This window comes from Vibrio sp. 704 (assembly GCF_033339295.1).
The window spans coordinates 449311-475714 of sequence record NZ_JAWOUH010000001.1 but is presented as its reverse complement, the minus strand read 5'-3'; the positions used below and the strand labels follow the sequence as shown (position 1 = coordinate 475714).

Genomic DNA, 26404 nt, shown 5'->3' with positions numbered 1-26404 from the left:
CCAAGGAAATAAACTTTTATGCTTCAGCGTTTATCTCAGGTAAGCGCTGAATGCTTTAAAGCAAGACAAAGCTAGGCGTCTATTTGAAAATGCGCGGATCAAACGCGAAATCGAGCTTTTCGGCTTTCTTGATGATCTCTTTCATTTTGGGATGATTTGGATTCACCACGTAGTTTTTATCACGAGGTGAAATCGTTGAAGGCACTTGCAGCGCGGCAAACTCTGGATGAGGATCATTGAGAAACTGATCACCAATGTACTGCGTAGACTCGCTCGCCGGTATTGCTCGCCACGTCACAGGGAGATCTTCTTCATCTAAGGTGGCGATGAGGTATTCTGGCATTTCAATACGATATAAATCGTAAAGTTTGGTGATAGCAGGATCGTTGTTTACGTGAACAAACACTTCCAACGAGCAAAGGGATTCCGATTCAGAGAAGTAGAGGGCTTCGGTTCCTTTTGAGTTCCATCGCCCTCCAAATAACTTTGCGCCAACGGGGCTGAATGGCGTGTCAGCAAATTTCTTTTGTGTGAGACGATAGAGCTTCATATTACGAGAATACCCCGTGCTCTAAACGGCCGATCAAATCTTTTACGATTTCAAAATCCACCGTGGTCGAGACCATATCAAGTGGACGTTTTCCACCTAAGCCATACACATTCTCTCTCATCCATTTTAACGCGCGCTCTTCGTCGTCAAACAGTTCTGTCGCGAGTTTCAATAACATCGCTAATCGATAGATTGCATCACTTTCTTGCGTATTGAAGCGTTCATCGTTTTTTAGACGACGCTTGACCGTGCTGACAGGTATCAATGTGACGTTTTGAAACTCACTCTGAGAAAGCTTCACACGCTCAACAATATTGCGATACACCTTTGGCTCAAAGCCTTTGTGAACCGCATCAGTGCGACCTGTTTCAGCGTCTTCAATACCCAACATAAACCAGAAATTGGCTTTATGAGGTTGTTTCGGTTTGAAGCTTTTTAATGCTGCAGTTGCCATATCAAGCTCCTGTGGTTCATATGGTCCAGTTATTATGGTTCAAATGAGCTTAATTTTCAATCAAAGTAACAATCAAAGTAAAAAGATAGGTAAAGAAAAAGGCGAGCTTTTCGCCCGCCTCTCTTACTTATTCATCAACTTTGTTTACGCATCTATCGATGAACATCGTTTCACTTATTGCAAGTCAAAACGATCCGCGTTCATGACTTTCGTCCATGCGGCGATGAAGTCATGGATGAATTTTTCCTGATTATCATCTTGCGCATACACTTCCGCATACGAACGCAGGATCGAGTTTGAACCAAAGACAAGATCCACTCGAGTAGCCGTCCACTTCACAGCGTCGGTTTTACGATCACGGATTTCATATTGATTAGCACTCACTGGTTTCCACGTATATGCCATGTCAGTAAGGTTCACGAAGAAATCATTCGACAAAGTGCCGACTCGCTCAGTAAATACGCCCTCTTTTCCACCGCCGTAGTTACTGCCTAGAACGCGCATACCACCGATAAGTACCGTCATTTCTGGCGCCGTTAGCCCCATAAGCTGAGCACGATCTAATAAAAGCTCTTCTGGCTTAACCGCGTAGTCTTTCTTCAACCAATTTCGGAAACCGTCAGCAACAGGCTCAAGTACTTCGAACGATTCCACATCCGTCATCTCTTGGGTGGCATCACCTCGGCCTGGCGCGAATGGCACGGAAACATCATGACCTGCGGCACGCGCAGCCAGTTCAATACCTACGTTCCCAGCAAGCACGATAGCGTCTGCAACACTACAGCCCTCTTCTGCTGCTATTTTTTCTAGCACAGCAAGAACACGGCTTAGACGTTCAGGTTCGTTCCCTTGCCAATCTTTTTGCGGAGCCAAGCGAATTCTCGCGCCATTTGCACCTCCTCGACGGTCAGAGCCACGGTAAGTACGCGCGCTATCCCACGCCGTACTGACTAACTCACTAATGGATAGGCCACTTGCTTCAATTTTTGTTTTCACTAAATCGACATCGTAGTCTGTCTTACCTGCGGGCGTTGGGTCTTGCCAAATAAGATCTTCGCTTGGCACATCTGGGCCGAAATAACATGATTTTGGTCCTAGATCGCGGTGTGTCAACTTAAACCAGGCACGAGCAAAAACGTCATCAAAGTACGCAGGGTCATTTTGGAACTTTTCTGCAATCTTACGATATTCAGGGTCCATTTTGAGCGCCATATCGGCGTCGGTCATGATTGGATTGTAGCGCTTAGAACCGTCTTCAACATCGACAGGCTTGTCTTGTTCTTCAATGTCGATTGGCTCCCATTGCCATGCGCCGGCTGGGCTCTTTTTCAGTTCCCAGTCATACTTAAATAGTAGGTGGAAGTATCCGTAATCCCATTGTGTAGGGTGTGTTGTCCAAGCACCTTCAATACCACTCGTTACCGCGTCACGGCCAATACCACGTGTTTTGTGATTAATCCAGCCAAGACCTTGCTCATGAACGTCTGCTGCTTCGGGCTCTGGGCCAAGGTTTGCGGCATCACCATTACCATGACACTTACCCACCGTGTGACCACCAGCTGTGAGCGCGACGGTTTCTTCATCGTTCATTGCCATTCGCGCAAAGGTCACTCGCATGTCATGTGCTGTTTTGAGAGGATCTGGGTTACCGTCTACCCCTTCAGGGTTCACATAGATAAGACCCATCATTACCGCAGCAAGCGGGTTTTCTAAATCTCGCTCACCAGAGTAGCGGCTGTTATCAGCGTCACTTGTGGCTAACCATTCTTGCTCAGAACCCCAGTAAGTGTCTTTTTCTGGGTGCCATATGTCCTCTCGTCCAAACGCAAAGCCAAAGGTCTTAAAACCCATGGATTCGTACGCCATGTTACCGGCAAGGACAATCAGGTCTGCCCAACTTAGTTTGTTGCCATATTTTTTCTTGATTGGCCATAAAAGGCGTCGAGCCTTATCGAGGTTGGCGTTATCTGGCCAAGAGTTGAGAGGAGCAAAGCGTTGGTTGCCTGTAGCAGCACCGCCACGACCATCCGCAATACGATAACTGCCCGCTGCATGCCATGCCATTCGGATCATTAAACCACCGTAGTGTCCCCAGTCGGCAGGCCACCAGTCTTGGCTATCAGTCATTAAATCTTTTAAATCTTTTTTAAGTGCTTCGACATCTAGCTTTTTCAGTTCTTCTTTGTAATTAAAGTCCTGACCAAATGGGTTGGTTTTGGAGTCGTGTTGATGCAGGATGTCTAAGTTCAAGGCATTCGGCCACCAATCCATCACCGACTTATCTGTAGATGTTTGCCCACCATGCATAACTGGACATTTACCTACCGAACCGCCGTTTGCTTTGCTCATATAATGCTCCTTCGTGTCGTGGTTGTGGTAACCACTCTTTGTTATTCAATAAATCGAATATCCACCTCAAACAGCGTAGTTCATACACTGTTTTTTTAGTTAACGCCAAGTCAAAATTTCAAACATTTCAGCGAATAAATAATTGTTATCAAACATGTACCTATATGCAGAAAATATGGATAGAGATCAGTTTAAGTCCATACCTGAATACTTAATCCCAGACAGCCTCGCCATGTTGTGATCCCAGGTCGCTAAATCATGATGACTAAATTCATTCAGAGCGTGATGACCACAAGCCCTCGCCATGACTTTCATGAGCTCGACCGAGGATTCGAAGAAATTTTTCAGTTGCTGGGATGACTTTTCAACGTCGAGACGCTGCCTCAAATCGGCATTTTGTGTCGCAATGCCTGCCGGGCAATTATTGGTGTTGCAGATGCGAGCCGCGACACAACCGATCGATTGCATCGCACTGTTTGCTATCGCTACTCCGTCTGCTCCAAGTGCCAACGCTTTGACAAAATCCGTAGGAACTCGCAACCCACCGGTGATGATTAATGTGACGCGGTCACTTGCACCTTTTTCATCTAAGTACTTACGTGCACGAGCTAATGCAGGAATGGTGGGCACACTAATATGATCACGGAACATAGTTGGCGCCGCGCCCGTGCCACCACCGCGACCATCTAAGATGATGTAATCAGCCCCAGCATCAAGCGCAAACTGAATGTCTTGCTCAATATGGTTGGCACTGAGTTTAAATCCAATTGGAATACCGCCTGTGATGCCACGAACTCTGTCAGCAAACTTTCTGAAATCGTGAGTAGTGTGAAGATCTTTGAACGTTGGTGGTGATATCGCTGGTTGTCCTTCGGGGATGCCTCTCACCTGAGAGATCTTACCTACATTTTTATTTGCAGGCAGATGACCACCCGTGCCCGTTTTTGCTCCTTGCCCACCTTTAAAGTGAAACGCCTGAACATTAAGAAGCTTAGATTCGTCGTAGCCAAATTGAGCGCTAGCAAGCTCATAGAAATACCGTGAATTGGCGGCTTGCTCTTCCGGTAACATGCCACCCTCACCAGAGCAAATCCCAGTCCCTGCCAACTCTGCACCTTTTGCTAGTGCAATTTTCGCTTCTTCCGAAAGCGCGCCAAAACTCATGTCCGACACCAACAAAGGAATGGCGAGTCTGAGCGGCTTACGCGCGTTTGGTCCCACAATCAACTCGGTAGACACAGGAACGTCTTCCAACAACGGTTGTGTCGCCATTTGCGCCACCATGATTTGTATAGCATCCCAATGTGGTAGCAAATGCCTAGGAACCCCCATTGCAGCCATCGGACCATGATGACCGAGTTTAGAGAGTCCTTCTCTCGCTAATTGGTGGATAAACTCGAGGGTTGGTTCTTCTTGAGTAGCAGACGCCGTTGGTTTGTCTCTTTTCTCTCGCTTTTGTTCCGGTCCCTCTTTACCGACTTGCTCTGCGGTAAATCGCTTGTGTGTACCATCACAAAAAGGAGCATTGGCGGTATGCTTACATTGGCAGAGATAGGCATCTTCGTCTTTTTCCGCACTAAAGCTCATTGGCTTTAAGCCGGTTCCCGAATGAGACCCATCGCAGTAAGGTTGTTTTTTAGAACGCCCACATCGGCAGAAGTAATATTCTTGCCCAGCTTTCAACTCTACTTTGATCGGCTTGTTATCAGCGATGATTGGCTTGCTCATGTTGCCCCCTATTTATTATTGTTAACCATGCTTTCTCGCTGGCTTGCAATAAGCGTAGAACAGGAGCGTAAAGAGCGTCAGTGTCGCCGAGTAAAATGCGCGATTGTCGCCCGACTAACCTATACTTTTTATGGGTCTCATACACGTGGAGGCTATATGACTATTGCAACCCGATTAGATGAATATTTGACTGAGCATAACATTCACTTTCAAACCGTGAATCACAGCCACAGTCATAGCTCGCTACAAAGTGGTGTTGCAGCAGGTGTGCCTTTAATGAATATCGCAAAAGGTGTGATTCTAGAGGATCATGAAGGGCGTCATATGATGGCGGTCTTACCTGCCAACAACAAAATCAGTTTGTCGAGATTAAACGACGAATTTAATGCCACCTTCCACTTGGTGAAAGAGCGTATGGTTTACCGACTCTTCACCGATTGTGAACACGGCGCTATTCCACCGATTGGTAGCCCTTACCACATGTCGACAGTTTGCGATGAAAGACTAGCAAACTTGGAACATGTCTACCTTGAAGCTGGCGATCATGAAACTCTGATTAAGCTGGACCGAAAGGCGTTTAAAGAACTGATGAACGACTGTAGATATCTAAGATTCAGCAGTGAAGTTCTGCATTAAACTTGCCAAGATATTTCGACATTTCCTGAACAAGGCTCTTTCAACAAGAGCCTTTCTTTGTTTTGTTGGTAGCACGCGATGGAAGTTTCTCGGACTTTGGTGCCCAGCGTTTCAGAGCATATAGAAACAAAAAACCGCCTATTCGGGCGGTTTTTTATCAATCAAATCATAATTATTATCGAACAAAGATCTTTTGGATCGCTTTTATCGCCATAGCCCTACGGCGCATTAATACGCTCGTTCTTGGCAACCATTTCGGTGTGTGAAGAATGGTTTTCGCATGACTAAAAGTTCTGAATCCTTCCTCTCCGTGATAATGCCCAATACCCGATTCACCAACGCCACCAAAAGGCGCATCTTCAGCGCCAACATGTAAAACCGTATCATTAACGCCGACGCCACCACTGTGGGTGTTGCGTACAATATGTTTGATGGTCGATTTGTCGTCCGACATAACATACAGCGCAAGTGGTCTTTGGTGCTGATTAATGTAGTCAATCGCTTCATCAACGGCATTGTAGGGCTTAACAGGTAGAAATGGCCCGAAGATCTCCTCTTGCATGATTCGCATATTCGGCGACACATCCGTGACCAAATGAGGATACAGAAGTCGTTCCTCTTGGGGCGACGCTTCAACAGTGTGAAGGTTAGCACCTTGCGCTTTTGCATCCTCAAGTAGCGCAGTCAAACGATCATATTGTCGTTGGTTGACAATATGGGTCAGCTTTTGATTCTTGTTGGATTTTAAATAGAGCTTTTCAAAACGTTTTAAGAATAGCGAAATGAACTCTTCGACACGTTCTTGCGGTACAAATGCGTAGTCAGGCGCGACACAAATCTGGCCTGCATTAATGCATTTACCAAACAAGATAGCATCAACGGCTTTCTTCATGTCTGCATCTTTTGCAATGATCACCGGGGACTTTCCACCCAACTCTAACGTCACCGGGGTAAGGTTTTCCGCTGCCGCTTTTGCCACTGCGCGACCAACACTCGTAGAACCCGTGAACAAAAGGTGATCGAATGGCAGTTGGCTGAATGCTTGTGCGACGTCTGCTTCACCCTCAAAAACTTCGACATACTCAGACAACCCACGGCAAATATCGACGATGACTTTATTGGTTTTTGGCGTAAATTCGCTGAGCTTCATCATCACGCGGTTGCCAGCAGCCAATGCTGTCACTAAAGGCGCAAGGCTCAAAATCACAGGAAAGTTCCACGGTGAAATGATCCCGACGACACCTAACGGTTGATACTGAACGGTGACTTTAGAAGGTGCGAGCAATAAGCCGGATTCGCGCTTGCTGGGTTTGCACCATTTTTTTAGTCGTTTGAGGGTATAATTAATATGCGAGACCGTTGGCAAAACGTCGGTCATGGCGGTATCAAATTCTGAGCGATAGCCAAAATCGTCACTTAACGCTTCAACCAAAGCTTGTTTGTTCTCAAGCAGCGATTTTTTTAACAAAACGAGGCGCTGTTTACGTTCATCCAAACTAGGATAAGGCTCGGCTGCATATGCCGCTTTTAAGCGTCCGAGGCTTTGCTGTAACAAGTTATCTACTTCAACCTCTGTGATTGCGTTCATGATGCTTCTCCTAGCCTAGTTTCTACCAATGACGCCCCAAGTTAACACGAGCGCAACAATGTTACTATTGTAGCGCTCGTGAAGTTAGAGTTCGAACTCTGATTAAAATATCTCTGGGGTGGATACTACATCAAACGTAGTTCATAAATGCCTAGTCGTTGAGAGCGGTCAAGCATATCGAACTCATGATCAACGTATTCTTTTAATGTGGCGCCTGCACGCTCAGCAATATTGATGCTAGCGATGTTATCTTCCATACAATGGAACTGAATGAATTGTGCGTGCCCTTTCTGCTTCAAAAAAGGGATCAATACTGCGAGCACTTGATCAATCACACGATGGCCTCGCCCATTGTTGGCAAGCCAGTAGCCAATTTCAGTAACACGCGTATGTGAATCCACACCTTTAATGCCAATAACACCCGTAAGCTGCTCATCAAAATAAATTGCACACCAGTGGGAATCCAGCGCGTTACTGTTCACTCGCTGGGAAATGTAGTTAACGGCCTCTCTATGATTCGTGACAGAATCCGTCCAAGGTAGATAGCCCTCAAGGCTCTCTCGGTGAGTGTTCACAACTTCTAGTAAAGCGGACGCGTGTTTCGTGTTGAGGGGCTCAATTGAGACCCTTTGCGAGACGGAAAAACGCTTCTGTAAGTGATTTCCTTGATACGTCTCTTGGCATGTGACTTCATCCATAGATGTTATTCCTTTTTATTGTGAACGCTCAGCGCAAATCCTAACGCTTCATTTTATGAGAACAAACCTCTCTATAAAAACTAATCAAAGCCGTTGCCGTTCATTTAGCCCTTTTGATCGATCAGCGTAAATGGCGTTAGTGATGCCACATCTACATAATGTTTCCATACATGTTCATATAGGTGATGCTGATTGGCAAACGGAGCCAGCTGCTTAGCTTCTTCAAGCGTACACCAGCGATACTCTGTATGCTCTTCGTTAAGAACAACTGATTGGTTAGGCGGACAAAATAGCACAAAACATGGGATAACCATGATAAGGTTATTTTTTGCTTCGTAGAACTGCTCTAGAAAGTCTGCTGTATGTAACTCAACTTGGTCAATTAGTGTCTCTTCTTTTAACTCTCTTAAAATGGTTTGCCACCCGGCTTCACCCGCTTCGATACCACCTGCAACATGGCACCAATAGCCACCTTTTACGCGTTTGAGTAACAGCATTTTTTCTATGCCATCAATTTTTGAAATGACAACGCCTGAAACATGCGTTGCTTTTATCGGGATCATGTAAGCTCCTTAAATATCGAGTTTTTATTGTTACGCTGAGAGAGGCAGATTAATTGCTACGTATTCTACTGTTTATTCATCTTGTCGACAGAAGTGTTTGAGTTGAGAGGATTTAATCGCTAACTAAGTATGCTAAAGTGAGATCTGTCGCAACAAATGAGCAGTAAAATGTCCAATTCATTCAACACTATGATTCCCATCGGTGTGCGCTTTATGGTGCTTTCCGCGTTCGGCTTTGCTCTGATGTCGGCTACAGTAAAGCACGTCGGCAACTACGGTATCCCCGTTTTTGAAATCGTTGCAGCAAGAGCGCTCGTTTCACTTATCATTAGTTATTTCGATGTAAAGCGAAAACGAATTTCTGTATGGGGCAATAATAAGCCATTACTATTTGCACGCGGTGCTGTGGGTACGATGGCTCTGATGTGTGTATATTATTCAGTGACCACCTTACCTTTGGCAGAAGCGACGATATTCCAATATATTCATCCGGTATTTACTGCACTACTCGCCGTATTTTTCTTGAAAGAGCGCATCCAGCCGTCAACTTTCCTTTGTATTGCGTTGTGCTTACTCGGCATCTACATCATGGTAAGCCCAGAAACGGGGCAAGGCTCAGATAGCGCTTTACCAATGTTTAGCGTCATGATTGCGATCTTAGGCGCATTTGGTAGCTCAATTGCCTACGTCATTGTCAGAAAACTGAGTCAGACAGAAGACAGCTCAGTGATCATTTTCTATTTCCCGTTGGTTGCTCTCCCCGCTTCACTCTTACTGATTGGCGACGATTTTGTAATGCCCGATCTATATCTGACTTTCATGTTGGTTCTAGTTGGTGTCTTTACCCAAATTGGACAATTGGGGTTAACCAAAGCGATGCAAACTCAACAAGCGGGTAAAGCCTCCGCTTATTCGTATATCCAGATCGTATTTTCTGTGTTGTTGGGCATCATTTTCTTTGGCGAGGTTCCGATCATTTGGACGTACGTCGGTGGCGGTCTGATTGTTACAGGCGCATTAATTAATGCGTTTGGTCATCACTTACGGTTACCTTTTATTAAGCGCAACGCTTGATATACCTACCTAGAACCGTAAACACGACATTTAGAAAAACAGCCAGAGTGACTCTGGCTGTTTTGTGTTTAGCCTAACGTTAAGCTGATATTTTTAACCCTGCGATACCAGCGACAATCATTAGCAAGCTTAAGGCTTTGATAAGTGTTGCTGGCTCATTGAACAGATAAATACTCACGACTGCCGTGCCTATTGCGCCAATCCCTACCCATACGCCATAAGCAATGCCTAAAGGCAAGGTTCTTAACGCAATGCCAAGCAACCAAAAGCTCAATAACATAAAGACAATAGTGAATGCCGAAGCACCGAATTTGGTAAACCCTTGTGAATATTTAAGACCGACAGCCCATGCGATTTCACACAAGCTCGCAATGAAGAGAATTCCCCAAGCCATGTCACATTTCCCAACGAGATGGGGTCGTCCCCGAGAAAAGATAGAGCGGTGAGGTCGTCCTCACTTCTGATTGACTGCTTATTATATACAGAAATTTAAACATAAAAAATAAAACACGGCGATAAGCATACAACTCAAACATCTCATGCACGCTTAAATTCTACGCTTTTCTTTTTAACGGTGGCGGACTCTCTATTTCGCATCAATAACGACACCGTTTTTTAACAATTTACATATAACCTTCTGGTGTTGAAAGTGTTGCATTTATTGCACAAATCACACAAAAACTAATTGAACATGTAAATATGAAAACGTTTGTGTGACTAATATCGCTTAAAACAATGACTGATGACTTTAATATTCAGCCGAATTAATTATAAGGTATGACGTACCCATGAAAGCAATCAAAACCTCTATCGCTGTCCTTGTTGGCGCCGCTCTACTATCTGGATGTAATGACGATACTGAATACGTCAATGTTCAGCCTAAAGAAGTAAAAATAGCGACTTACAACCTCTCTTTTGACCGCGCTACCTTCGAAACTTTGGTAGATGAAATGCAAATTGAACCAACGCAGCAAGCTGCGTTGGTCACCTCTTATTTAGACGGTTCAATCGCAGCCGAAGACAAAACCACTGCGGAAAAAGTCATTCAAATTCGTAACGTTGCAGCAATCATTCAAAAGAATCGTCCTGATGTTCTCATGATGGCGGAATACAACAACGATGGAACAGGTGAAAACAAAGCAGCCATTGAAGGATTCCAGAAGAACTACCTGTCTGTCGCGCAAAGCATCAATGGCGCGGGCGGTGAAGCAAACCTTGAGCCTATTGAATACCCTTATGCTGAATCTTACTCAACTAATACAGGGTTGTTGAGTGAGTTTGATCTCGACAACAACGGAACCGCAGGTCAAATGCCAGGTGATGCATGGGGCTTTGGCATGTACCATGGTCAATATGCATTTGCCCTTATGTCTAAGTATAAAATTGACACGGCAAACACACGTACATTCCAAGCATTTAAATGGAAAGATATGGAAGGTGCGAAAATTCCAACCATTACTATCTGTGACGGTTCGCAAAAGATTCCAGACGGCATGAAGTGTGGTGATGAATGGTACTCAGCGGAAGAGTGGGATCAAGTGCGTCTATCTTCGAAAAATCACGTCGACGCGCCAATCATCATTCCAACACGCAATGGCGAGGAAGTTGTACACTTGTTGATGTCTCATCCTACTCCACCAGTATTCGACACCGGTAAAAACAAAGCGCAAAACGCAGCAGAAGTGGAGTTTTGGCATCATTACATTCAAGGCAAAGACTATTTTTACGACGATGCGGGTAAAACAGGTGGCTTAACGAACGGCGCTAAATTCGTAATGATGGGTGATCAAAACCTTGATCCAGTGGCTGGTGACGGTATTAGCTCTGTAATGCAAGAGCTGCACAACGATCCATTGGTTAACCAAACCGTGATGAATGGTGAGCTTTACCCAACAAGCTTTGGTGCAGCTGAACACGCTGTTGACCGCAGTTCAACTCACCCATATCCGAATCGCATCACTTCAACGTTTGGCTTAGGGGTAGACTATGCCTTGCCTTCAGCAAATTTGAATGTAATAGACTCTGGTGTGTACTGGTCAGCGTCTTATGAAGAAGGCCGTAAACTATTTAACGATGCACGTATCGGTAAGTATGGTGATGGTAAGGATGTATCTTCCGACCATCGCATGATCTGGATTAAAGCACAGTTCTAGACTGCATAAAAAAAAGCCAACCACAAGGAGTCGTGATTGGCTGTATATATTTGTGAACAAGATGGTTCACTAACAACGTCAGTTGGCTAGGTGACCCTCGGCTTAGAAAGGGTCACTCATACTAAAGCATGAGGCGTGCCAACTTTTCAGCGCACAAAAACAGGTTGTTATTTAATCACTTTCATTAAAACTTAACCAATAGCTACTGTTTGCTCACCGAATAAATTGCAATTTGCAAACTATCATTGGCATTTCGCAATAAACCTGATCTTTAGCTCTTGCTTTTATTGCTTCCTAGCTAAGTCGCGTGCAAGGATTAACGCAAGTCCGAATACTTGCAAGAAGAGTCCGATATTCTTGTACCAAGCGATCTTTTCATCCTGCTTTGCCATTACCTCATTGAGCTCTACATTCTCAATGTAGTAATTATCGATGCGGTCTCTATACGAAGCTTGTGCCTGATTTATCTTTGACATCAGTTGAGGAAGTTGATCAATTTTTATTTCATCCGACTCGTTGAGAACCCAAGAAGATAAATGCCCTGCTAATACCTCTTCTAGCTCTAAAGGTATCGCTACGCTCTGACTTATGTGCACATGCAGCAGTAAAGCTTCTCTTTTCCTTTCTAGGGTTTCCACACTGTTCCATGCGAGTTGGATGGAATACAAGTTTTCTGCTGTTTGCTCTGCGAGCTGCGAGTGCTGTTTACCCAACTTATCAAGGACTAAGCTAGTAACGATGATCGCGCCAATATTCAGTACTAATCCAATCAGAACGAGTACCCAAGGTGGTGGAATGTAACGTCGCAGACTTACCATAACTTATCGTATGGCAGGTAAATCATATTTAACACAACCAATGAAAGTATCACCAGAAATGTCACCTGCATCCCTCTAATGCGCTTTTTCAAGTCTTTTTTCAATATGCCTTTAGCATGAATAACTCGACCAATTACAAAAATAATACCGGTGAGATGTATCCATGTTGGGTAAGCACTATTAAATTCTAAAAGTGCCATTAAAATCAGGGTGATGGGGATATATTCTGTCGCATTACTCTGGGCACTACGAGCAATTTGTAGAGCCTCTACCCCACCATCGGCATAAGCAATTTGATTTAAGCGACGTTGCTTAATTACTTGAACAGCCAACCAAATAATGAGTATTGCGAGAATGTTGGCATACAGAGCTGTGATCATATGTCGTCCTTCTTGATCTGGTTTTCACTTATATAAGCGTGTCACTTGGCTATAACTATAGCGGTATCATTATGATAATGCGTCAAATAATCTCAAGTTATGATTTCTATTCGGGCAAAAAACGAAAGCCAATGCTTTATGGTATTAAAAATGCCCTCGAATGAGGGCATAAGAATAAAGAAGCTAATATGTGAGAATATTGAAACCACTATAAGGGGTGTTTGACCAGCTTTTTGCGCCGATGCCCTTTGATAATACTTTCAAAAATTGTGAACAACAGCCCTACCCAAATAAATGCAAAGGTCACCGCTTTCACTTCGTCAAACAACTCGCCAAAAAACATAACTGCCAACACAAACTGCAAGCTTGGCTCGATGTATTGCATTAGACCGACGGTTGATAAATTAGTTATACGTATTGCGATAGAATAAAATACGAGTGGTAAAAGTGTGATAGGTGCACTGCCAAAATACAAAAGCAATGTTGTGGTATCTGTGCCCGAAGCCAGTTCACCAGTTGCCCATTGTTTATAGAGCAAATAGGCGAGTGCAACTGGAGTCAGTAACAACGCCTCAACAAACAAGGTTGTACTCCAGTCATAATTTATCTTCTTCTTGTACAGCCCATACAAAGCAAAGAACAACCCCATCGTTAGTGCGATAACGGGTAGCTGACCATAGTGAATCACTTGATACATAACACCAATTGTTGCCAACACTATTGCAATAAGTTTGCCTTTTGAGAGCCTATCCCCAAGAATAAATACGCCCAGCGCAACAGATACTAATGGTCCAATAAAGAAGCCTAAGCTGGCATCGATGACCCGATGATGGGTCAAAGCCCAAGTGAACGCACTCCAAGAAATACACATCAAACTGCTCGCCACAAACGTGTACCACAAGGATTTTTTATCAAGCCAGATTTCTTTCCAATTCAGCCCTCGACGGGTTATCCCAAGTACAATTAGAAACCCGACAGGTACAGACCCAATGATTCGCCATGCTAGCAACTCATCCATAGAAGCATTTGGTAAATAACGATAATAAATTGGTAGCAATCCCCAGATCACAAAGGAGAATGCTGCCATAAAAGTGCCATAACGAGTGTTATTCATAAAACTATCGCCCATCTAAACGACCAATTTGGCGTAAGTAAACAAGTCCGCCTTACATAAAAAGGAATGCAATCCCGCAGTGGCTTTATGATGCAGATGGCATTATTGGCTCAACGCTTGTACGACGGCAGTAAAGCCACTCACAAAACACAACACAAGTGCCCCAAACCGAATCTTTTCTTTTGGTAACGACTGGGTAGTTTTCATTGCTAGCCAGTAACCAAGCGCCGCAGCAGGTAATAGAGGAATAGTAATAACCAAATGATGCAATGTGAAGAAGCCCACTGGGATTTGTACTATTAGTGAAATAATCGAACTGAAAACAAAAAAAGCCGATAAGTTGCCGCGTAACTGATTTGCTTCTTGATGCTGCAACAATAACGCCATCGGAGGGCCTCCAATCGCAGAACTGGTACCAAACAACCCAGAAAAGAAACCAGCACATGTCATACGCGAAGGCGTAGGCTCAACCCGAAACGGTAAAACACTCACCACGACTGCAAACAGCACCAACAAACCAATCCAAAGCGTGAGAGTTTGTGTAGATACAAAAAAGAGTAGCAAGCCACCAGCAATTGATCCCGGCACTCGCCCAATCAACGCCATCTTTAAGCCGCCGATTTCAACACTACTGCGGTGCTTCATCGCATTCATCAACGAAATAAATAACGCGACTAAACAGATTGGCGCAGGAACATATTCTGGCGCCCAAAGAATCAGTAAAGGTGCGGCAACAATAGCCAAGCCAAAACCGATTGCGGTCTGGACATAAGAGCCAAGAAATATCAAACCTATTGCAAGGAAGTTTATCGAATCGAATTCCATTTAGATTATTCTTATATTTGAAAAATAAACACAAAACCAAAGCACATTCGCATGATGAATACCTCAGGCATACTGCGATATGAATTCCGCGTAGCATTCATCAAAGTGAATAAAAAGACAATCCATTTGTGCGGTTCGCCCTCATTTGCATTTTGTATTTCATTCCGCTGATGTACATGTTTGCTTACATCGAAGAGGATTCATGCTCGCCTGTTCACGCAGCATTTCTTCAGCGGAATTAATGACCTCTTAAAATCTAGCAGAATTAGACCCATGAATTCTCCATTGCATTTAATGGATTCAGTCAATTAGTGCGGCGTCGGTATAGCACTTTACAACTCACCTCTTTATACTATTGATCGATTTGTCATTACCGTACTTATTTACACAATAACAAGTGTACGGTCAGTGTTTTTCTACCTTTAACTTGCTGTGAAAATAATATGAAAAAACAAACGGGATTTACTCTAATAGAGTTAGTCGTAGTTATTGTCGTGCTCGGTATTCTTGCTGTCACTGCCGCGCCACGCTTTTTAAACCTTCAAAGTGATGCACGTGAAGCACGTTTGGAAGGAATGAAAGGCGCTATTGCGTCAGCATTAGGCGTCGGTTATGGGAAAATGGCGATTGCGGGATTGGAAAGCAAGCCTTACGTTTCAAACTTCGTAGACAGTGCTTTAATGGCAGATTTACCATTTGACAGCTGTAATATTGGTGGTTCAAAGCGCTGTGTTTTTTTATATGGATATCCTGATTCTGATAGCGAATCGATGAAGTTACTCGTGCAAGGACTGAACGAAGAAGACTCGGATTGGAAAACATTTCATCACCCGGCTGGTTCAACAACTCGCGAAATGGTCATTGCTGCAGCCGACGAAAAAAGAGCTAGCCTTACACAATGCGGAATTTTATATGGGCCACCGCAGACTCCAAACGAGAGTTACACCTTAGATATTCTTCCCTGCCCTCAATAAAAATAAGGCTGCCAATCGGCAGCCTTATTTGTTTCATCTGATCGGTTTTTTACGCAAAGTTAAACACGTATTTATCCATCATATTCACCATGCGGCCAATCTCTGGCTTGGTAATCGTATCATTTGCGCCAAGAGATAGTGCTTTCGCTCGGTTATCCTCACTCATCAATGACGAGAACATAATGATCGGCATTTCATGAAACGCTTCGGTATCGCGTAGTCTCTTCACTAAGTGCATACCATCCATTCGAGGCATTTCTACGTCCGTAACCACCGCATCTAATAGCTCTTTAACTGGCAAGTTTTCTTCTTTCGCAACCTCGATCAAGCTCATCAACTTCTCATGCGCCTCACCACCGTCTTTACATGTGATCACATTGTAGCCTGAAGAAGCTAATGTATCTTGGATCAAAGAGCGAATAAATGCTGAGTCATCCACCACCATGATCGTTTTAGCATTACGCTTACCGACCATTCTCTGGTTGAGATCCACCGACTTGTCCCCTTTCACATCGTATTTTTCCATACTCAGTTCTGGGTTGATGTCTGCGATGATTTTTTCAAAGTCGAGAATCATGATCAGGTTGCCTTCTTTACGGACAACGGCTACTACACAATCTTGTTCGCCCGCTTCCAAAAACTGACTTGGTGATTCCACATCATTCCAAGAGATACGATGAATACGCGAAATGCTGTCAATTAAGAAGCCATTGGTCATTTTGTTGAAATCCGTAACGATTACAAACTTGCGCTCCAGATCTTGTCGTGTTGGCACACCTAACCAACCAGCTAAATCCACTAAAGGCGTCAGTACATCTCTGGATGAGAACACACCAATCATATGAGGTTGTGCGTTTGGATAATCGGTTGTTTCTGGCACGCGAATCACTTCTCGTACTTTCGCAACGTTAATGCCGTAATAACAAGTTTTTGTGCTGCCATCTGGCAATGTTTTTTCTAAATGAAACTCGATGATTTCAAGCTCATTGGTACCACTTTCTGTCAAAATGGTGCTGGTTACGTTACTCATAAAGCCAATTATCCAACCAAAAATACGCATCAGAAAAAGTTTGATGCAAACGCCATGAGAAGCCATTCTCTGGCTAAAAATCCAAAAGTCCTTTTTAGTCGTTACAACAAAATTTGTAAACCATCAAAAGGACGGCTAACGCACATTTCCATACCAAACCATGTAAAATTGTCTCATTTTTGAACACGACATTATGAGTGGCCAAAGTGCGAATTAACACCTCCACTTTTAGCGGCCGAGTCAATGAAAAGTTTAGAAATAATTTGAAGTGATGTTCAGCGTCAATAGCCAAACCTATCCAACAGATATCAGTGCAAAGTTGGCTAGCGTGCTCATGCCTGGTGTAGAACAAGCTCTCTTCAAGTGGCATGGTATAAAACTGCGCTTGTGAACACGGGTTTAAATCGAAGCGCTAGAGGCATCGCAAGAAAATCTGAAGGCATAGAACACTGAAAGAACACTTTCAGTTTGTTAGTTTTCTGTCAGCGTAAGTTTTAAGCAATCATCCTATCACTAGGTATTTCAATACCTGACATCGCTATTCCCATAATCAAGACACTGATTTTCACTTTTGGAAAGAGTCATTTTCCTTCCTCTTAGCAAGGTTTTTCCTACAATCCTATTCATCCAATTGCGCTGTCGCCTGACAGCACACTAGTTGATGTATTAGGTGAGGTTCACTTTGAATAATGTTCTTATTATCGACGCTCAACCATTGTATAGCGAAGCACTTGCTTCTCTAGTTGAATCTGTAATCAACGCAGCTGAAGTGATTCAAACCACTGACAGTGCGGAAGTGATGGATCTTGTTCGAGGCCAAAAGATTGATTTGATTATTCTAGACGTAGTGCTTGGCGACCGCGATGGTATGCGTTTAGCCAAAAACATTTTAGCGACGGGATATCGTGGCCGACTGTTATTTGTTTCTTCACGTGACTACTCGAGTCTTTCTAAAGCAGCGTACGAAATGGGCGCAAATGGCTTCTTAAGCAAACATGAAACAAGAGAGACCATTATTGACGCAATTGTGAGTGTTTCACGCGGTTACTCAATGTTTAAGTCGACTCACACACCATCGTCGGGTAACGTAACACTTTCAAATCGCGAAGCCATGGTGTTCCATTATCTTGTACAAGGCTACTCAAATAAGAAGATTTCTGAACAACTTTCACTCAGCGCTAAAACAATCAGCACCTACAAAACGCGTATTCTGAAAAAGTACCATGCGGACACGTTGATTGAACTTCTGCATACTATTCCTCAGTCAGAAAACATTGAGTTTTGCCGCTAAGCGCTCATGTATTTTGCAATAGCACCGATTAACAACTGGTGCATTGCATCATGTCTTAAGCTTTGCTTCACCTGTACAACCACTTTTGGCCAGCCATCTGGGTAAAAATGCTCTGGCACTCTTATAAATTTATATCCATCAATTGGCGCCTGATATTCAAGTAACACGGTTGCGGCGCTTTTTTGCTTAATTAGCTTCAATACGCTGCTTACGTTGTCTAGAGCCGCAATACGGTTGATGACCATACCGTGGCTTTCCATTGCACGCTTAACGAGCTGCTCTTTCTCTTTCCAACCGATAATCTCTAACATGATAAAGGGAAGTTTGGCCGCTTCTTCCAGGGTGGCAATTCCCAGCTCTTCAGGGACAACTACCACAGCAGGCGCATAGCCGATGAACTTCTGATAAACAGATTTCGGAACATCCTCGTTGAAGTAATGTAACTGCGCATCCACTTTGCCTAGGATTATCTCTTCTATCGTATACTCTGTAATCGTTGCTATCGAAATGTGCGCCTTGGGAAACAGCGCCATTAAATCCATTGCAAGTAAATGCCCAAATGAGTATTGAGCGGTTTGCGGCAAACAAATGGTGATGTCTTTTTCGTAATTTTCCGGTTCAAACTCATCTCTAATTAGACAAGTTTCAAGCTTCTCGAGTGCATCGGAAATTTTAGGTAATTGACGTTTTAAATAGTCCGTCGGTTCCATGTGGTGAGGATGCCGAATAAACAATTCATCGTTTAGCTGGAGTCGCAATCGGGCAAGGTATTTGCTAATTGACGCTTCGCTCTTCCCCATCGCTTTCGCAACGGGCTTGAGCTGACGGTGCTTATCCAGTAAGACAAGTATTTTAAGTAAGTTTAAGTCGAGATCTTTGTTCACGTGCGACACCAAATGTAAGGTCGAGAATAAATAGAGCAATCACTATTTGTTGACTGCTCTAATATAAAAGACCACTCATTCTGTTTGGTCAAATTAATCAAACAGTTATGTCATGGTTATGTTCCGTAACTTAACATTGAGTCAATACTAGCGCTGCTTAATGGGACTTTTGTCTGTGTTTTTTCATCTCATAGAGATCTTCATCTGCACGTACAATAACGTCCTGAAGGGTTTCGTGTAATTCATTCGCCGCGATACCAGTACTCACACTAACTTCGATATCCAAGGTCTTTAGTCGGTTATCTTTAACGACACTACGAAGCTTCTTCGCCAATATTGAAGATTGGCTGATACTGCAACCTGGCAGAATCGCAACAAACTCATCACCACCAGTTCGAACTAGATAATCACTATTTCGAAACACTTTAGACATAGCATCAGCAATAATCCCAATAACTTCGTCCCCTACATGGTGACCGTAATGGTCATTGATTCTCTTGATCCTATCGCCATCTATTGCAATGACGGAATATGGCGCGGTTTCCAAACGACGTTTGAATTCGCTATCTTGAAAGACTCTGCGGTTAAACAATCCCGTTAAATCATCTTTCGTCACGTTCGTCAGTGCTTTCGCGAGGCGAAGTTTGCTCTCTTTAGATTCATAAGCTTTGTTGTAATACGCTAAGGTTACGAAAAAGAAGATGATAAACAAGAACACGTAATCCAATACAATTTTACTGAATGGGTACATGTAAACGATAAGATTGTTGTTGTCTGCGACATATGATTGGGTGTACGCGAATGATGGAAAGGGGTAGCCAGCGAAATAAATCACCATTTGTTTGTTCCCATTCGCTATTTGAACATCCACCGCTTTCCCATCATTATAAAGCGGCGAGAGGTATAATTGTTCCGAGAACTCTCCCACTAACTCACCTTGAAAGTAAACCGGACTCATGATGCTTATCGCCATGTCATCGGAGTATGTCGTTTTAAATGGTAGGGAAAACAATACCCGGTCCGTTAGTTGCTCTTTCCACGCGGCTAACACACAAGAATAGTTACTTTTACACCAATCAACATCAAATGTGGCTTTCACTCCCTCTAGCGCTTCAATCGGTCTCTCTAAGATGAGTTTGTTTCCAGTATAAGAACGAAAATACATAACGGCATTTTGTCGATTGAACGCATTTGATAAATACGCTTCAGCCTGATGAAGCGATTTCCGTGCAACAGCTTCAACGTAATTGAGTTTTTCATAAGGTGACAGGGAGTAAATCGCATCTTGAAAGCTCAGCTCTGTTTGCGCTTCTACTTCACTCACGCTCATGCCTTTGTATTGCTCGAGCTGCGCTTCCGTCAATAGCCCCATGAGAATTACTTTTTGTTTTATTTTGGCTAAATTATTCGCGTAAGTGTTGAACTGCTTTACTTCATAAGAAATTAACACCGCACCAATCATTGTGACAGAAGTGACGAATAGTAATGTTGCGATGAAAAGAGACAACGCGATACTTTTAAGTGTCATGATGCGGTCTTACGCCCCCGCCACTCTTGTTAGCTCAACAATGTTCTTTACGTTAAATTTATCCAATAGACGGCGTTTGTATGTGCTGACTGTTTTGTCACTTATTGATAGCACTGAAGCGATTTCTCTATTGGACTTTCCTTGTAGTAAATACTTCATTACTGCACTTTCTCTGCTTGAAAGTTGTGGCATTTCTCGAACGCTGTTAACAACTTGCTTAAATTTGAAGAAGGTATACCCCTTCTCTACCGCTTCTATCGCGTCTTTAAGAATGTCGTGATTTTCCGATTTACACACATAGCCATCAGCGCCAGAACGAAAAGCCATTTGGCTGTACATTTGGCTAGTTTCAGCGGAGAAGAAAATGACTTTGCCTTCATAACCATGGGATTTGATACGTTTGTAGAAATCAAACCCATCGCAATCTGCCAAGTTCACATCTAAGATCAACAGTTGAATTTCTTCCTTTTTCAATATTTGTAATGCCATCTTCGCTGATGTTGCAGTAAATACCCCATTTGTTTTCCCTAACTCTTCCAACAACGACTTGATTGCAACACAAACGAGAGGATGATCGTCAAAGATCAAGTAATTCAATTTATTCATATCTTTCATTTAGTATGGTTATGGCTTCTAGTGGCATGGGTTTATCAATGTAGAAGCCTTGGCAAAGATCAATCCCATACTCACGTATCGCTTGCAGTGTGACTTCGTCTTCAATACCTTCCGCGACCAGTCGTATATTCAAACTTTTCGCTAACGCGCAAATAGCAACAACGATGTTGCGTTTTTTGATGTCGCATTCGACACCTTGTACAAACGAACGATCGATTTTTAACTCGTTGAATGGCAGTTGAGCCAGTTTTTCAAACGTTGATGAACCCGTGCCAAAATCATCTATTGAGACAGTGACACCGTTCATCCTCAACTTGAGTAAATTCTTGTACAGGGACGCGCTAGTCTGAAATGTATCTCGCTCTGTAATTTCAATGGTGATTTGTGATGGGTCAATCTCGCTCTCTAAACATTGCTGTAAAAAGTAATGAGAGAACGCCGTATCTTCTAAATTTTCATGGTCTACATTGATGGATACGTTTTGCGTCAATCCGCGGTGTTTCATGTCATAGATAACATTACTCAATACAGCTTGAAACAACTCTCCTGAAAGGCGGCAACGCTCTACAATTGGCAAAAAATAATGAGGGGGTAACACACCATAAATAGGATGATTCCAACGCGCGAGCGCTTCATACCCAAGCACTTCCCCACTTTGCACATCGACTAAAGGCTGGTAATAATTTTTCACGCGCCCTTCAGCCAGAGCAAACAGGAATTCTTGATCTTCCACTTCAATCGGTTGAGCAAAGCTGACTTGTTTCGCTTTTTCATCTCTTATTTTACCCAACAAATCAACGACTTCATTTTCATCGTATGGCTTGGGCAGCTTCCCTAATACTTCAAAGCTAAATCCCTCGCACATGGCTCTTACCGCAGAAATAATGGTCAATTCCATTGCACTGACCAGTACAACTTGCCCCTGGTACTGGACTTTATCGAGCATTTCCATCATATCGATGCCGTCTTTTCCGGGCATTTGGATATCACAAAAAATCACGTCAAAATATTGTTCCTGCACACTCTGAATAGCGGCATCCACACAGTTAAAAGGGATGACTTGCGCGCAATAGCGATCCAATATTTGCGTAAGTATTGTGGTTTGTAGCGGATGGTCATCAATCACCATCACATTAAATTGTGTATTCATTTGTCTCTACCCAATAGTTTATGTTTTCGATCTCCTGCTCGATTCGTAAAATTAGCTCCGCTGTTCGCCTGTCAAACTCCGCAGCAGTAACTCGTTCTGCCTCAATGCAAAGCTCAGTCAGCATGCTTACCCCTATCGCCCCAGCCGCTCCTTTGATGCCATGAATGACCCGTTTTTTGTCTCGCTCAGTTGATGCGGCGTTTAAGTTTTTTATATCTGTAGACATTGATTGACTAAACACGCGCGCAATCTCTTTTGCGTCCTGTGCTTTGAACCGTTTAATCCAGCCGGGCAGCCTACCCCTCTCTTTTTCGCCAATAAATGGAATCAAAACGGTTTTTAATTGATTAAGGTCATAGGGCTTGTAGAGCACGTCATCAATGCCGATATCCTGTGTACGTTCAATGGCAAGACGAGCATCTTCTGCTGTCACACCGATGATTGGAATTGCTTTAAATTCGGAGCTTTTCACGTACCTAACAAGCTCATAGCCATCCATTTCTGGCATATGAAAATCGGTCAGCAGCAACACAACGTTTTCATCTTGGTTGATGTATTCCCATGCTTCGCGGCCGTTGTTCACAATGACAGGTTCGATTCCAAGTTCATGAAGCTGCATTGCTATCACGCTTTGGTTAATGGGATTATCTTCTGCGACCAGTACCGTGCCGAGGACCCAAGAAACCACTTCTTGATTTACGTCATTAAGCTTGGTTTCTTGCTGCGTTTGGCTGAGTAAATTGAACAATGTATCTGGATACTGAAGCTCTCTTAACGTAAGACTGCCAAGTACTCTTTGTTCGTCACGCAGCATTAGGCCATTAAAACTGGCATCGCTGTCGTGTATAGGGTGAAGGTTCGCCACCATTGTTTTTAACGTTGCTGGACGCATTTTCCAGGCGTCACACCACTGGCGAATATTAAGTGGTAAGCTCTCGCTATACGTCCAGTTCAAACAAACGTCTGGCTCAGAGTCGCAATGCTCAATTGGCAGTCTGACGGTAATCGTCGTGCCCAAGCCAAATTGTGAATCGATGCAGAGCACGCCGCCCATGCAGTCGATCAATCGGTCAACAATGCTCAGTCCCAATCCAGTGCCGCCATATTTACGCGTAATAGTGTCATCCGCTTGAACAAAAGGATTGAGAATACCTTCGAGTTGGTCATCCGTCATGCCGATACCTGAATCCGCCACTTTCAAAATAAGCTGCTTTTCATGAAGAATGACACTGATTCCAACCTCTCCTTCCGCAGTGAATTTCACCGCATTGGAGAGTAGATTGGTGGTAATTTGCACCAATCGCAGCGCGTCGATTTCAATGAAAGCATTCGAAAATGGTTTGATTGTCACTTTGTAATCCAAACCTTTCGCGAGCGCTCGTGGTTCAAAGCTTCGAAACACATCGCACAAGGTTTTAAGCAAGTCGGTCTTAACTAGGGCGACGGTTAAGTGCCCTGCCTCTAACTTTGAATAATCCAGTACTTCGTCTACTAGCATATTTAAATGATTGAGCGAGCATATGGCTTGGTCAATTAACTCGCGATTTGAATCTGTCGTCACTTGGTGATTTAGCAAATCGAGGATGCCGTGTGCTGCCGACAATGGCGTTCTTAATTCGTGACTCATGGTTGCCAAAAAGTTTTCGCGCGCACGTACCGCGGTTTGCGCTTCTTTTTGCGCATCGATTAACGCCTGCTCACGTTCTTTTTGCTGGGTAATATCTTGAATCACAGTCAGTACAAACTTGTTCTTACCGCTAGGAGAAGCGATGACTTTGCGTTCTCGATATACATGTTTAATATCAAGTTCACAGCCCGACGAGGCAACCTCTTCTGAAATACGCTTTCCAGCAATAACAGTGGTCAGTTCATCAAAATTATTCACTAGAGGAACGTGCGCAGAATCACTTTTCAAACTACATTGTTGGCACTGTTTACTGTTGTAGTTCGCACAATTACTCATCTCCATATGGTTATTTTCACTATGGATAAAAACCAAGCTATTGATCTCTTTGATGATGTCCATCAGCCATTGCTTTTCCGCTTCCTCATTGTCAGCATTAAATTCGGCTAACCTCACTTTAAGTCGCATGTGAGATAAGATGAAATACGCCGCAATTAACATGAGACAGAATATGAATGAACCAGCAACAACAAATGTAGCGATCTGCTCCGAGTCATAGCCATAAGTCAGTTTGAAGCTTCGGTGAGAACGCAGCAGTTTTTCGATCTCGTTAGAATCAATGGTTTCGATGATGCTGTTCAACATGTGTTGAAGTTGTGTATTGTGGTTTGCAACCGCAAATGCATTAGAGAACGTCAAAACGTCCTCCGCATTGATCACCAAGCCATCGACTTGATCTTGTGCAATCATGTTGTGAACGATGTCGTCAGGAATGTAAGCCACATCCAAAACGCCCGATTTCAAATCGGTAAGCAGCTTTTTCAAATCATCATAATGATCAACTTGGCCTTGCTGCCAAGTGCCCAAATGAACTAACCCTTGCTTTTTCAAAGTGAGCAGAATACCCGCTTCTTTCAGTGCAGATTTATCGCGCTTGCTCTGCTCCGCTTGGATAGCCACGTAATTACTGTGCATGAATGGTTTAGTGAACAACCAATCTGACTTAGGTAGCTCACCCACATAAGAGATGGGGACTATATCGGCATCAAATGCCGTTAATCCATTGGAAAGGCTCGACGTCGGTTTCACATACTTAAAGCTCAAGCCAGTACGAGACTGCAATAAGTCGACAAAATCTGGAAAGAAACCGTCTAACTCACCTGTTTGCGAATCTCGGTAGAGAAACGGATAAGCTTCGTCACTGCTGCTGTAAGTTATCACTAGTTTGTTTTGATGATTACGTCGGTAATCTACCAATAACTTATCACTGATATGGTAAGGATTTTTCGAGGCGACGGAGCGAATGTTTTTTCCATTTTGCTCCCACTGAAGGATTTTGTTGATGTCATCGATCAGACTCTGTTTGTCCAACGAAGCGATAAAACTCACCTCTTCGTTTTTCAACCAACTGGGAATATCGACAACCCCTTTTACAATGTCATTCAAATCCAAATATTGGGTAATACCAACATAAGTGTAAATCAGCGCGTTCGCTTTACCTCGCTTAACTTCATTAAACGCCTCTAAACGTGTTTTAACGTAATGTATCTTATCGATACCGCGTTCAGTGAGGTTGTCACAATACACACTGCCCTCAACACACACCCATTTAAGATCACGCGCATCACTATCTCGGTAAGTGGCATTCCGATACCAAACAGCGATAGTGCTCGAAAAGAAAGGCATCGAAAACAAGAAACGCTTTTCTCTTGCTGCTGTTTTACTAAATCCAACCGCACCATCAATCTTCTTGCTTTCGACATCCGCAAGTAAAGACGGAATATGCTTGTAAGTCCGAAGTTCTAACTCATAATCCAAAGCTTTAGTAATGTTAGACAAATACTCAAGACTAATTCCGTACGAAGGACCAACGCTACCGTCAAACGAGTCTTTAGCTTCGTCTTGCGCAATAACACCAACGATGACCTTCGGTTTAGGACTCTGTTTGGCAGTTGAGCAAAAAGAACTCGCTAAAAAAATTAAGGCGACGGACGATACCGTAATACTTCTAAGAATACTGAGCATGACTGCTTCCTCTGAATGGAAGCTCAGACTAGTTTTTGTCAGATAAAAGTCAAACTTCGCTCAATAGCGAAATAAAAATAAAGCTTTGATATAAAATCAAAAAACCAAAATCCGTCAGAACAATCTGACAACACAATCCACCTTTGACTACACAGCGTTTGCGTTCGGTCTCTCACCCAGACGGATATTCACTGCGAGTCGGTATACATAAGGGATGTGTGCTTTTAGGTTTGCACGCCATAGCTTTTTACTTTCATCTTGAATGATTCATCATCATTCCATGATAAACTGACGTATTAACATGAAAGAAAGCTCAACTCCGCGGTTTCGAGCAGCTTGAAGTAAACACAGTT

23 protein-coding genes are annotated in these 26404 nt (G+C 43.4%); 5 read left to right on the top strand and 18 right to left on the bottom strand.

What is annotated here, in order from left to right; genetic code table 11:
• Positions 1–79 precede the first annotated feature (79 nt).
• The 4 genes from R7R24_RS01910 to R7R24_RS01895 all read right to left on the bottom strand — a co-directional run bounded on the left by R7R24_RS01910 (position 80) and on the right by R7R24_RS01895 (position 5081).
• Positions 80–550, bottom strand: coding sequence for an RES family NAD+ phosphorylase (locus R7R24_RS01910; protein ID WP_005376497.1), 471 nt, complete (start codon positions 548–550; stop codon positions 80–82).
• A gap of 1 nt (position 551) precedes the next feature.
• Entirely contained in the window at positions 552–1004 is a 453-nt protein-coding gene (locus tag R7R24_RS01905) for an antitoxin Xre/MbcA/ParS toxin-binding domain-containing protein (protein WP_005376498.1), read from the bottom strand.
• Positions 1005–1178: 174 nt separating this feature from the next.
• Complete coding sequence (gene katG / locus R7R24_RS01900; RefSeq protein ID WP_132937214.1) at positions 1179–3353, bottom strand: catalase/peroxidase HPI; 2175 nt, start codon at positions 3351–3353, stop codon at positions 1179–1181.
• A gap of 186 nt (positions 3354–3539) precedes the next feature.
• Positions 3540–5081, bottom strand: coding sequence for a glutamate synthase-related protein (locus R7R24_RS01895; protein WP_031781378.1), 1542 nt, complete (start codon positions 5079–5081; stop codon positions 3540–3542).
• 156 nt (positions 5082–5237) lie between these two features.
• Between R7R24_RS01895 and R7R24_RS01890 the strand changes: the two genes are divergently transcribed.
• A complete protein-coding gene (locus R7R24_RS01890) occupies positions 5238–5717 on the top strand; it encodes an aminoacyl-tRNA deacylase (protein WP_005376501.1) in 480 nt (159 codons plus the stop codon).
• A 175-nt stretch (positions 5718–5892) separates the two neighbouring features.
• Here R7R24_RS01890 and R7R24_RS01885 read toward each other — a convergent pair whose 3' ends face one another.
• The 3 genes from R7R24_RS01885 to R7R24_RS01875 form a co-directional block, all read right to left on the bottom strand.
• Positions 5893–7305: a coniferyl aldehyde dehydrogenase gene (locus R7R24_RS01885; RefSeq protein ID WP_132937213.1), complete on the bottom strand. Its 1413-nt coding sequence runs from the start codon at positions 7303–7305 to the stop codon at positions 5893–5895.
• A 125-nt stretch (positions 7306–7430) separates the two neighbouring features.
• Positions 7431–8003, bottom strand: a complete 573-nt coding sequence (locus R7R24_RS01880) for a GNAT family N-acetyltransferase (protein WP_047101443.1) — start codon at positions 8001–8003, stop codon at positions 7431–7433.
• A 104-nt stretch (positions 8004–8107) separates the two neighbouring features.
• Positions 8108–8566 carry an NUDIX hydrolase gene (locus tag R7R24_RS01875; RefSeq protein WP_191115916.1) on the bottom strand — a complete coding sequence of 153 codons (459 nt, stop codon included), beginning with the start codon at positions 8564–8566 and terminating at the stop codon, positions 8108–8110.
• Between the two features lie 168 nt (positions 8567–8734).
• On the opposite strand from R7R24_RS01875, the gene R7R24_RS01870 reads away from it, so the two are divergent.
• Positions 8735–9640, top strand: a complete 906-nt coding sequence (locus tag R7R24_RS01870; RefSeq protein WP_005376505.1) for a DMT family transporter — start codon at positions 8735–8737, stop codon at positions 9638–9640.
• Between the two features lie 79 nt (positions 9641–9719).
• Here the strand turns inward: R7R24_RS01870 and R7R24_RS01865 are convergent, their stop codons facing one another.
• Positions 9720–10034 (bottom strand): DMT family transporter, encoded by a 315-nt coding sequence (locus tag R7R24_RS01865; RefSeq protein ID WP_191115917.1) that lies wholly within the window; start codon positions 10032–10034, stop codon positions 9720–9722.
• Between the two features lie 394 nt (positions 10035–10428).
• Here R7R24_RS01865 and R7R24_RS01860 point away from each other — a divergent pair, with 394 nt between their 5' ends.
• Complete coding sequence (locus R7R24_RS01860; protein WP_191115918.1) at positions 10429–11793, top strand: endonuclease/exonuclease/phosphatase family protein; 1365 nt, start codon at positions 10429–10431, stop codon at positions 11791–11793.
• A gap of 284 nt (positions 11794–12077) precedes the next feature.
• Here R7R24_RS01860 and R7R24_RS01855 read toward each other — a convergent pair whose 3' ends face one another.
• The 4 genes from R7R24_RS01855 to R7R24_RS01840 all read right to left on the bottom strand — a co-directional run bounded on the left by R7R24_RS01855 (position 12078) and on the right by R7R24_RS01840 (position 14930).
• Positions 12078–12611, bottom strand: coding sequence for a hypothetical protein (locus R7R24_RS01855; protein WP_033906497.1), 534 nt, complete (start codon positions 12609–12611; stop codon positions 12078–12080).
• Positions 12605–12991 (bottom strand): MAPEG family protein, encoded by a 387-nt coding sequence (locus R7R24_RS01850; RefSeq protein WP_005376510.1) that lies wholly within the window; start codon positions 12989–12991, stop codon positions 12605–12607. The genes R7R24_RS01855 and R7R24_RS01850 overlap by 7 nt, the downstream gene beginning before the upstream one ends.
• 208 nt (positions 12992–13199) lie before the next feature.
• On the bottom strand, positions 13200–14105 hold the full coding sequence (gene rarD / locus R7R24_RS01845; protein ID WP_031778926.1) for an EamA family transporter RarD: 906 nt from the start codon (positions 14103–14105) through the stop codon (positions 13200–13202).
• A gap of 102 nt (positions 14106–14207) precedes the next feature.
• Positions 14208–14930 (bottom strand): sulfite exporter TauE/SafE family protein, encoded by a 723-nt coding sequence (locus R7R24_RS01840; RefSeq protein ID WP_005376512.1) that lies wholly within the window; start codon positions 14928–14930, stop codon positions 14208–14210.
• Positions 14931–15373: 443 nt separating this feature from the next.
• On the opposite strand from R7R24_RS01840, the gene R7R24_RS01835 reads away from it, so the two are divergent.
• The gene (locus tag R7R24_RS01835) at positions 15374–15904 is read left to right on the top strand and encodes a prepilin-type N-terminal cleavage/methylation domain-containing protein (RefSeq protein ID WP_191115919.1); all 531 of its coding nucleotides are present in this window, start codon (positions 15374–15376) and stop codon (positions 15902–15904) included.
• Positions 15905–15953: 49 nt separating this feature from the next.
• Here R7R24_RS01835 and R7R24_RS01830 read toward each other — a convergent pair whose 3' ends face one another.
• A complete protein-coding gene (locus R7R24_RS01830; RefSeq protein WP_025998672.1) occupies positions 15954–16934 on the bottom strand; it encodes a chemotaxis protein in 981 nt (326 codons plus the stop codon).
• A gap of 682 nt (positions 16935–17616) precedes the next feature.
• On the opposite strand from R7R24_RS01830, the gene R7R24_RS01825 reads away from it, so the two are divergent.
• Positions 17617–18225: a response regulator transcription factor gene (locus R7R24_RS01825; RefSeq protein WP_017821556.1), complete on the top strand. Its 609-nt coding sequence runs from the start codon at positions 17617–17619 to the stop codon at positions 18223–18225.
• On the opposite strand, the gene R7R24_RS01820 is transcribed toward R7R24_RS01825, so the two are convergent.
• From R7R24_RS01820 to R7R24_RS01800, 5 genes are all read right to left on the bottom strand, one after another.
• The gene (locus R7R24_RS01820; RefSeq protein ID WP_005376516.1) at positions 18222–19109 is read right to left on the bottom strand and encodes a LysR family transcriptional regulator; all 888 of its coding nucleotides are present in this window, start codon (positions 19107–19109) and stop codon (positions 18222–18224) included. The two genes, R7R24_RS01825 and R7R24_RS01820, sit on opposite strands and share 4 nt — an antisense overlap.
• A 157-nt stretch (positions 19110–19266) precedes the next feature.
• Positions 19267–20637 (bottom strand): GGDEF domain-containing protein, encoded by a 1371-nt coding sequence (locus R7R24_RS01815; protein WP_005376517.1) that lies wholly within the window; start codon positions 20635–20637, stop codon positions 19267–19269.
• A 9-nt stretch (positions 20638–20646) separates the two neighbouring features.
• Complete coding sequence (locus R7R24_RS01810; protein WP_017635347.1) at positions 20647–21243, bottom strand: response regulator transcription factor; 597 nt, start codon at positions 21241–21243, stop codon at positions 20647–20649.
• Complete coding sequence (locus R7R24_RS01805; RefSeq protein WP_170890131.1) at positions 21236–22402, bottom strand: EAL domain-containing protein; 1167 nt, start codon at positions 22400–22402, stop codon at positions 21236–21238. The genes R7R24_RS01810 and R7R24_RS01805 overlap by 8 nt, the downstream gene beginning before the upstream one ends.
• On the bottom strand, positions 22386–26051 hold the full coding sequence (locus R7R24_RS01800) for an ATP-binding protein (RefSeq protein ID WP_206946516.1): 3666 nt from the start codon (positions 26049–26051) through the stop codon (positions 22386–22388). The genes R7R24_RS01805 and R7R24_RS01800 overlap by 17 nt, the downstream gene beginning before the upstream one ends.
• Positions 26052–26404: the final 353 nt, after the last annotated feature.

What these genes read in the sequence shown, in the direction of transcription:
- R7R24_RS01910 (WP_005376497.1), bottom strand. Translation starts at nt 550, where the DNA reads ATGAAGCTCTATCGTCTCACACAAAAGAAATTTGCTGACACGCCATTC.
- R7R24_RS01905 (WP_005376498.1), bottom strand. Translation starts at nt 1,004, where the DNA reads ATGGCAACTGCAGCATTAAAAAGCTTCAAACCGAAACAACCTCATAAA.
- katG (WP_132937214.1), bottom strand. Translation starts at nt 3,353, where the DNA reads ATGAGCAAAGCAAACGGCGGTTCGGTAGGTAAATGTCCAGTTATGCAT.
- R7R24_RS01895 (WP_031781378.1), bottom strand. Translation starts at nt 5,081, where the DNA reads ATGAGCAAGCCAATCATCGCTGATAACAAGCCGATCAAAGTAGAGTTG.
- R7R24_RS01890 (WP_005376501.1), top strand. Translation starts at nt 5,238, where the DNA reads ATGACTATTGCAACCCGATTAGATGAATATTTGACTGAGCATAACATT.
- R7R24_RS01885 (WP_132937213.1), bottom strand. Translation starts at nt 7,305, where the DNA reads ATGAACGCAATCACAGAGGTTGAAGTAGATAACTTGTTACAGCAAAGC.
- R7R24_RS01880 (WP_047101443.1), bottom strand. Translation starts at nt 8,003, where the DNA reads ATGGATGAAGTCACATGCCAAGAGACGTATCAAGGAAATCACTTACAG.
- R7R24_RS01875 (WP_191115916.1), bottom strand. Translation starts at nt 8,566, where the DNA reads ATGATCCCGATAAAAGCAACGCATGTTTCAGGCGTTGTCATTTCAAAA.
- R7R24_RS01870 (WP_005376505.1), top strand. Translation starts at nt 8,735, where the DNA reads ATGTCCAATTCATTCAACACTATGATTCCCATCGGTGTGCGCTTTATG.
- R7R24_RS01865 (WP_191115917.1), bottom strand. Translation starts at nt 10,034, where the DNA reads ATGGCTTGGGGAATTCTCTTCATTGCGAGCTTGTGTGAAATCGCATGG.
- R7R24_RS01860 (WP_191115918.1), top strand. Translation starts at nt 10,429, where the DNA reads ATGAAAGCAATCAAAACCTCTATCGCTGTCCTTGTTGGCGCCGCTCTA.
- R7R24_RS01855 (WP_033906497.1), bottom strand. Translation starts at nt 12,611, where the DNA reads ATGGTAAGTCTGCGACGTTACATTCCACCACCTTGGGTACTCGTTCTG.
- R7R24_RS01850 (WP_005376510.1), bottom strand. Translation starts at nt 12,991, where the DNA reads ATGATCACAGCTCTGTATGCCAACATTCTCGCAATACTCATTATTTGG.
- rarD (WP_031778926.1), bottom strand. Translation starts at nt 14,105, where the DNA reads ATGAATAACACTCGTTATGGCACTTTTATGGCAGCATTCTCCTTTGTG.
- R7R24_RS01840 (WP_005376512.1), bottom strand. Translation starts at nt 14,930, where the DNA reads ATGGAATTCGATTCGATAAACTTCCTTGCAATAGGTTTGATATTTCTT.
- R7R24_RS01835 (WP_191115919.1), top strand. Translation starts at nt 15,374, where the DNA reads ATGAAAAAACAAACGGGATTTACTCTAATAGAGTTAGTCGTAGTTATT.
- R7R24_RS01830 (WP_025998672.1), bottom strand. Translation starts at nt 16,934, where the DNA reads ATGAGTAACGTAACCAGCACCATTTTGACAGAAAGTGGTACCAATGAG.
- R7R24_RS01815 (WP_005376517.1), bottom strand. Translation starts at nt 20,637, where the DNA reads ATGACACTTAAAAGTATCGCGTTGTCTCTTTTCATCGCAACATTACTA.
- R7R24_RS01810 (WP_017635347.1), bottom strand. Translation starts at nt 21,243, where the DNA reads ATGAATAAATTGAATTACTTGATCTTTGACGATCATCCTCTCGTTTGT.
- R7R24_RS01805 (WP_170890131.1), bottom strand. Translation starts at nt 22,402, where the DNA reads ATGAATACACAATTTAATGTGATGGTGATTGATGACCATCCGCTACAA.
- R7R24_RS01800 (WP_206946516.1), bottom strand. Translation starts at nt 26,051, where the DNA reads ATGCTCAGTATTCTTAGAAGTATTACGGTATCGTCCGTCGCCTTAATT.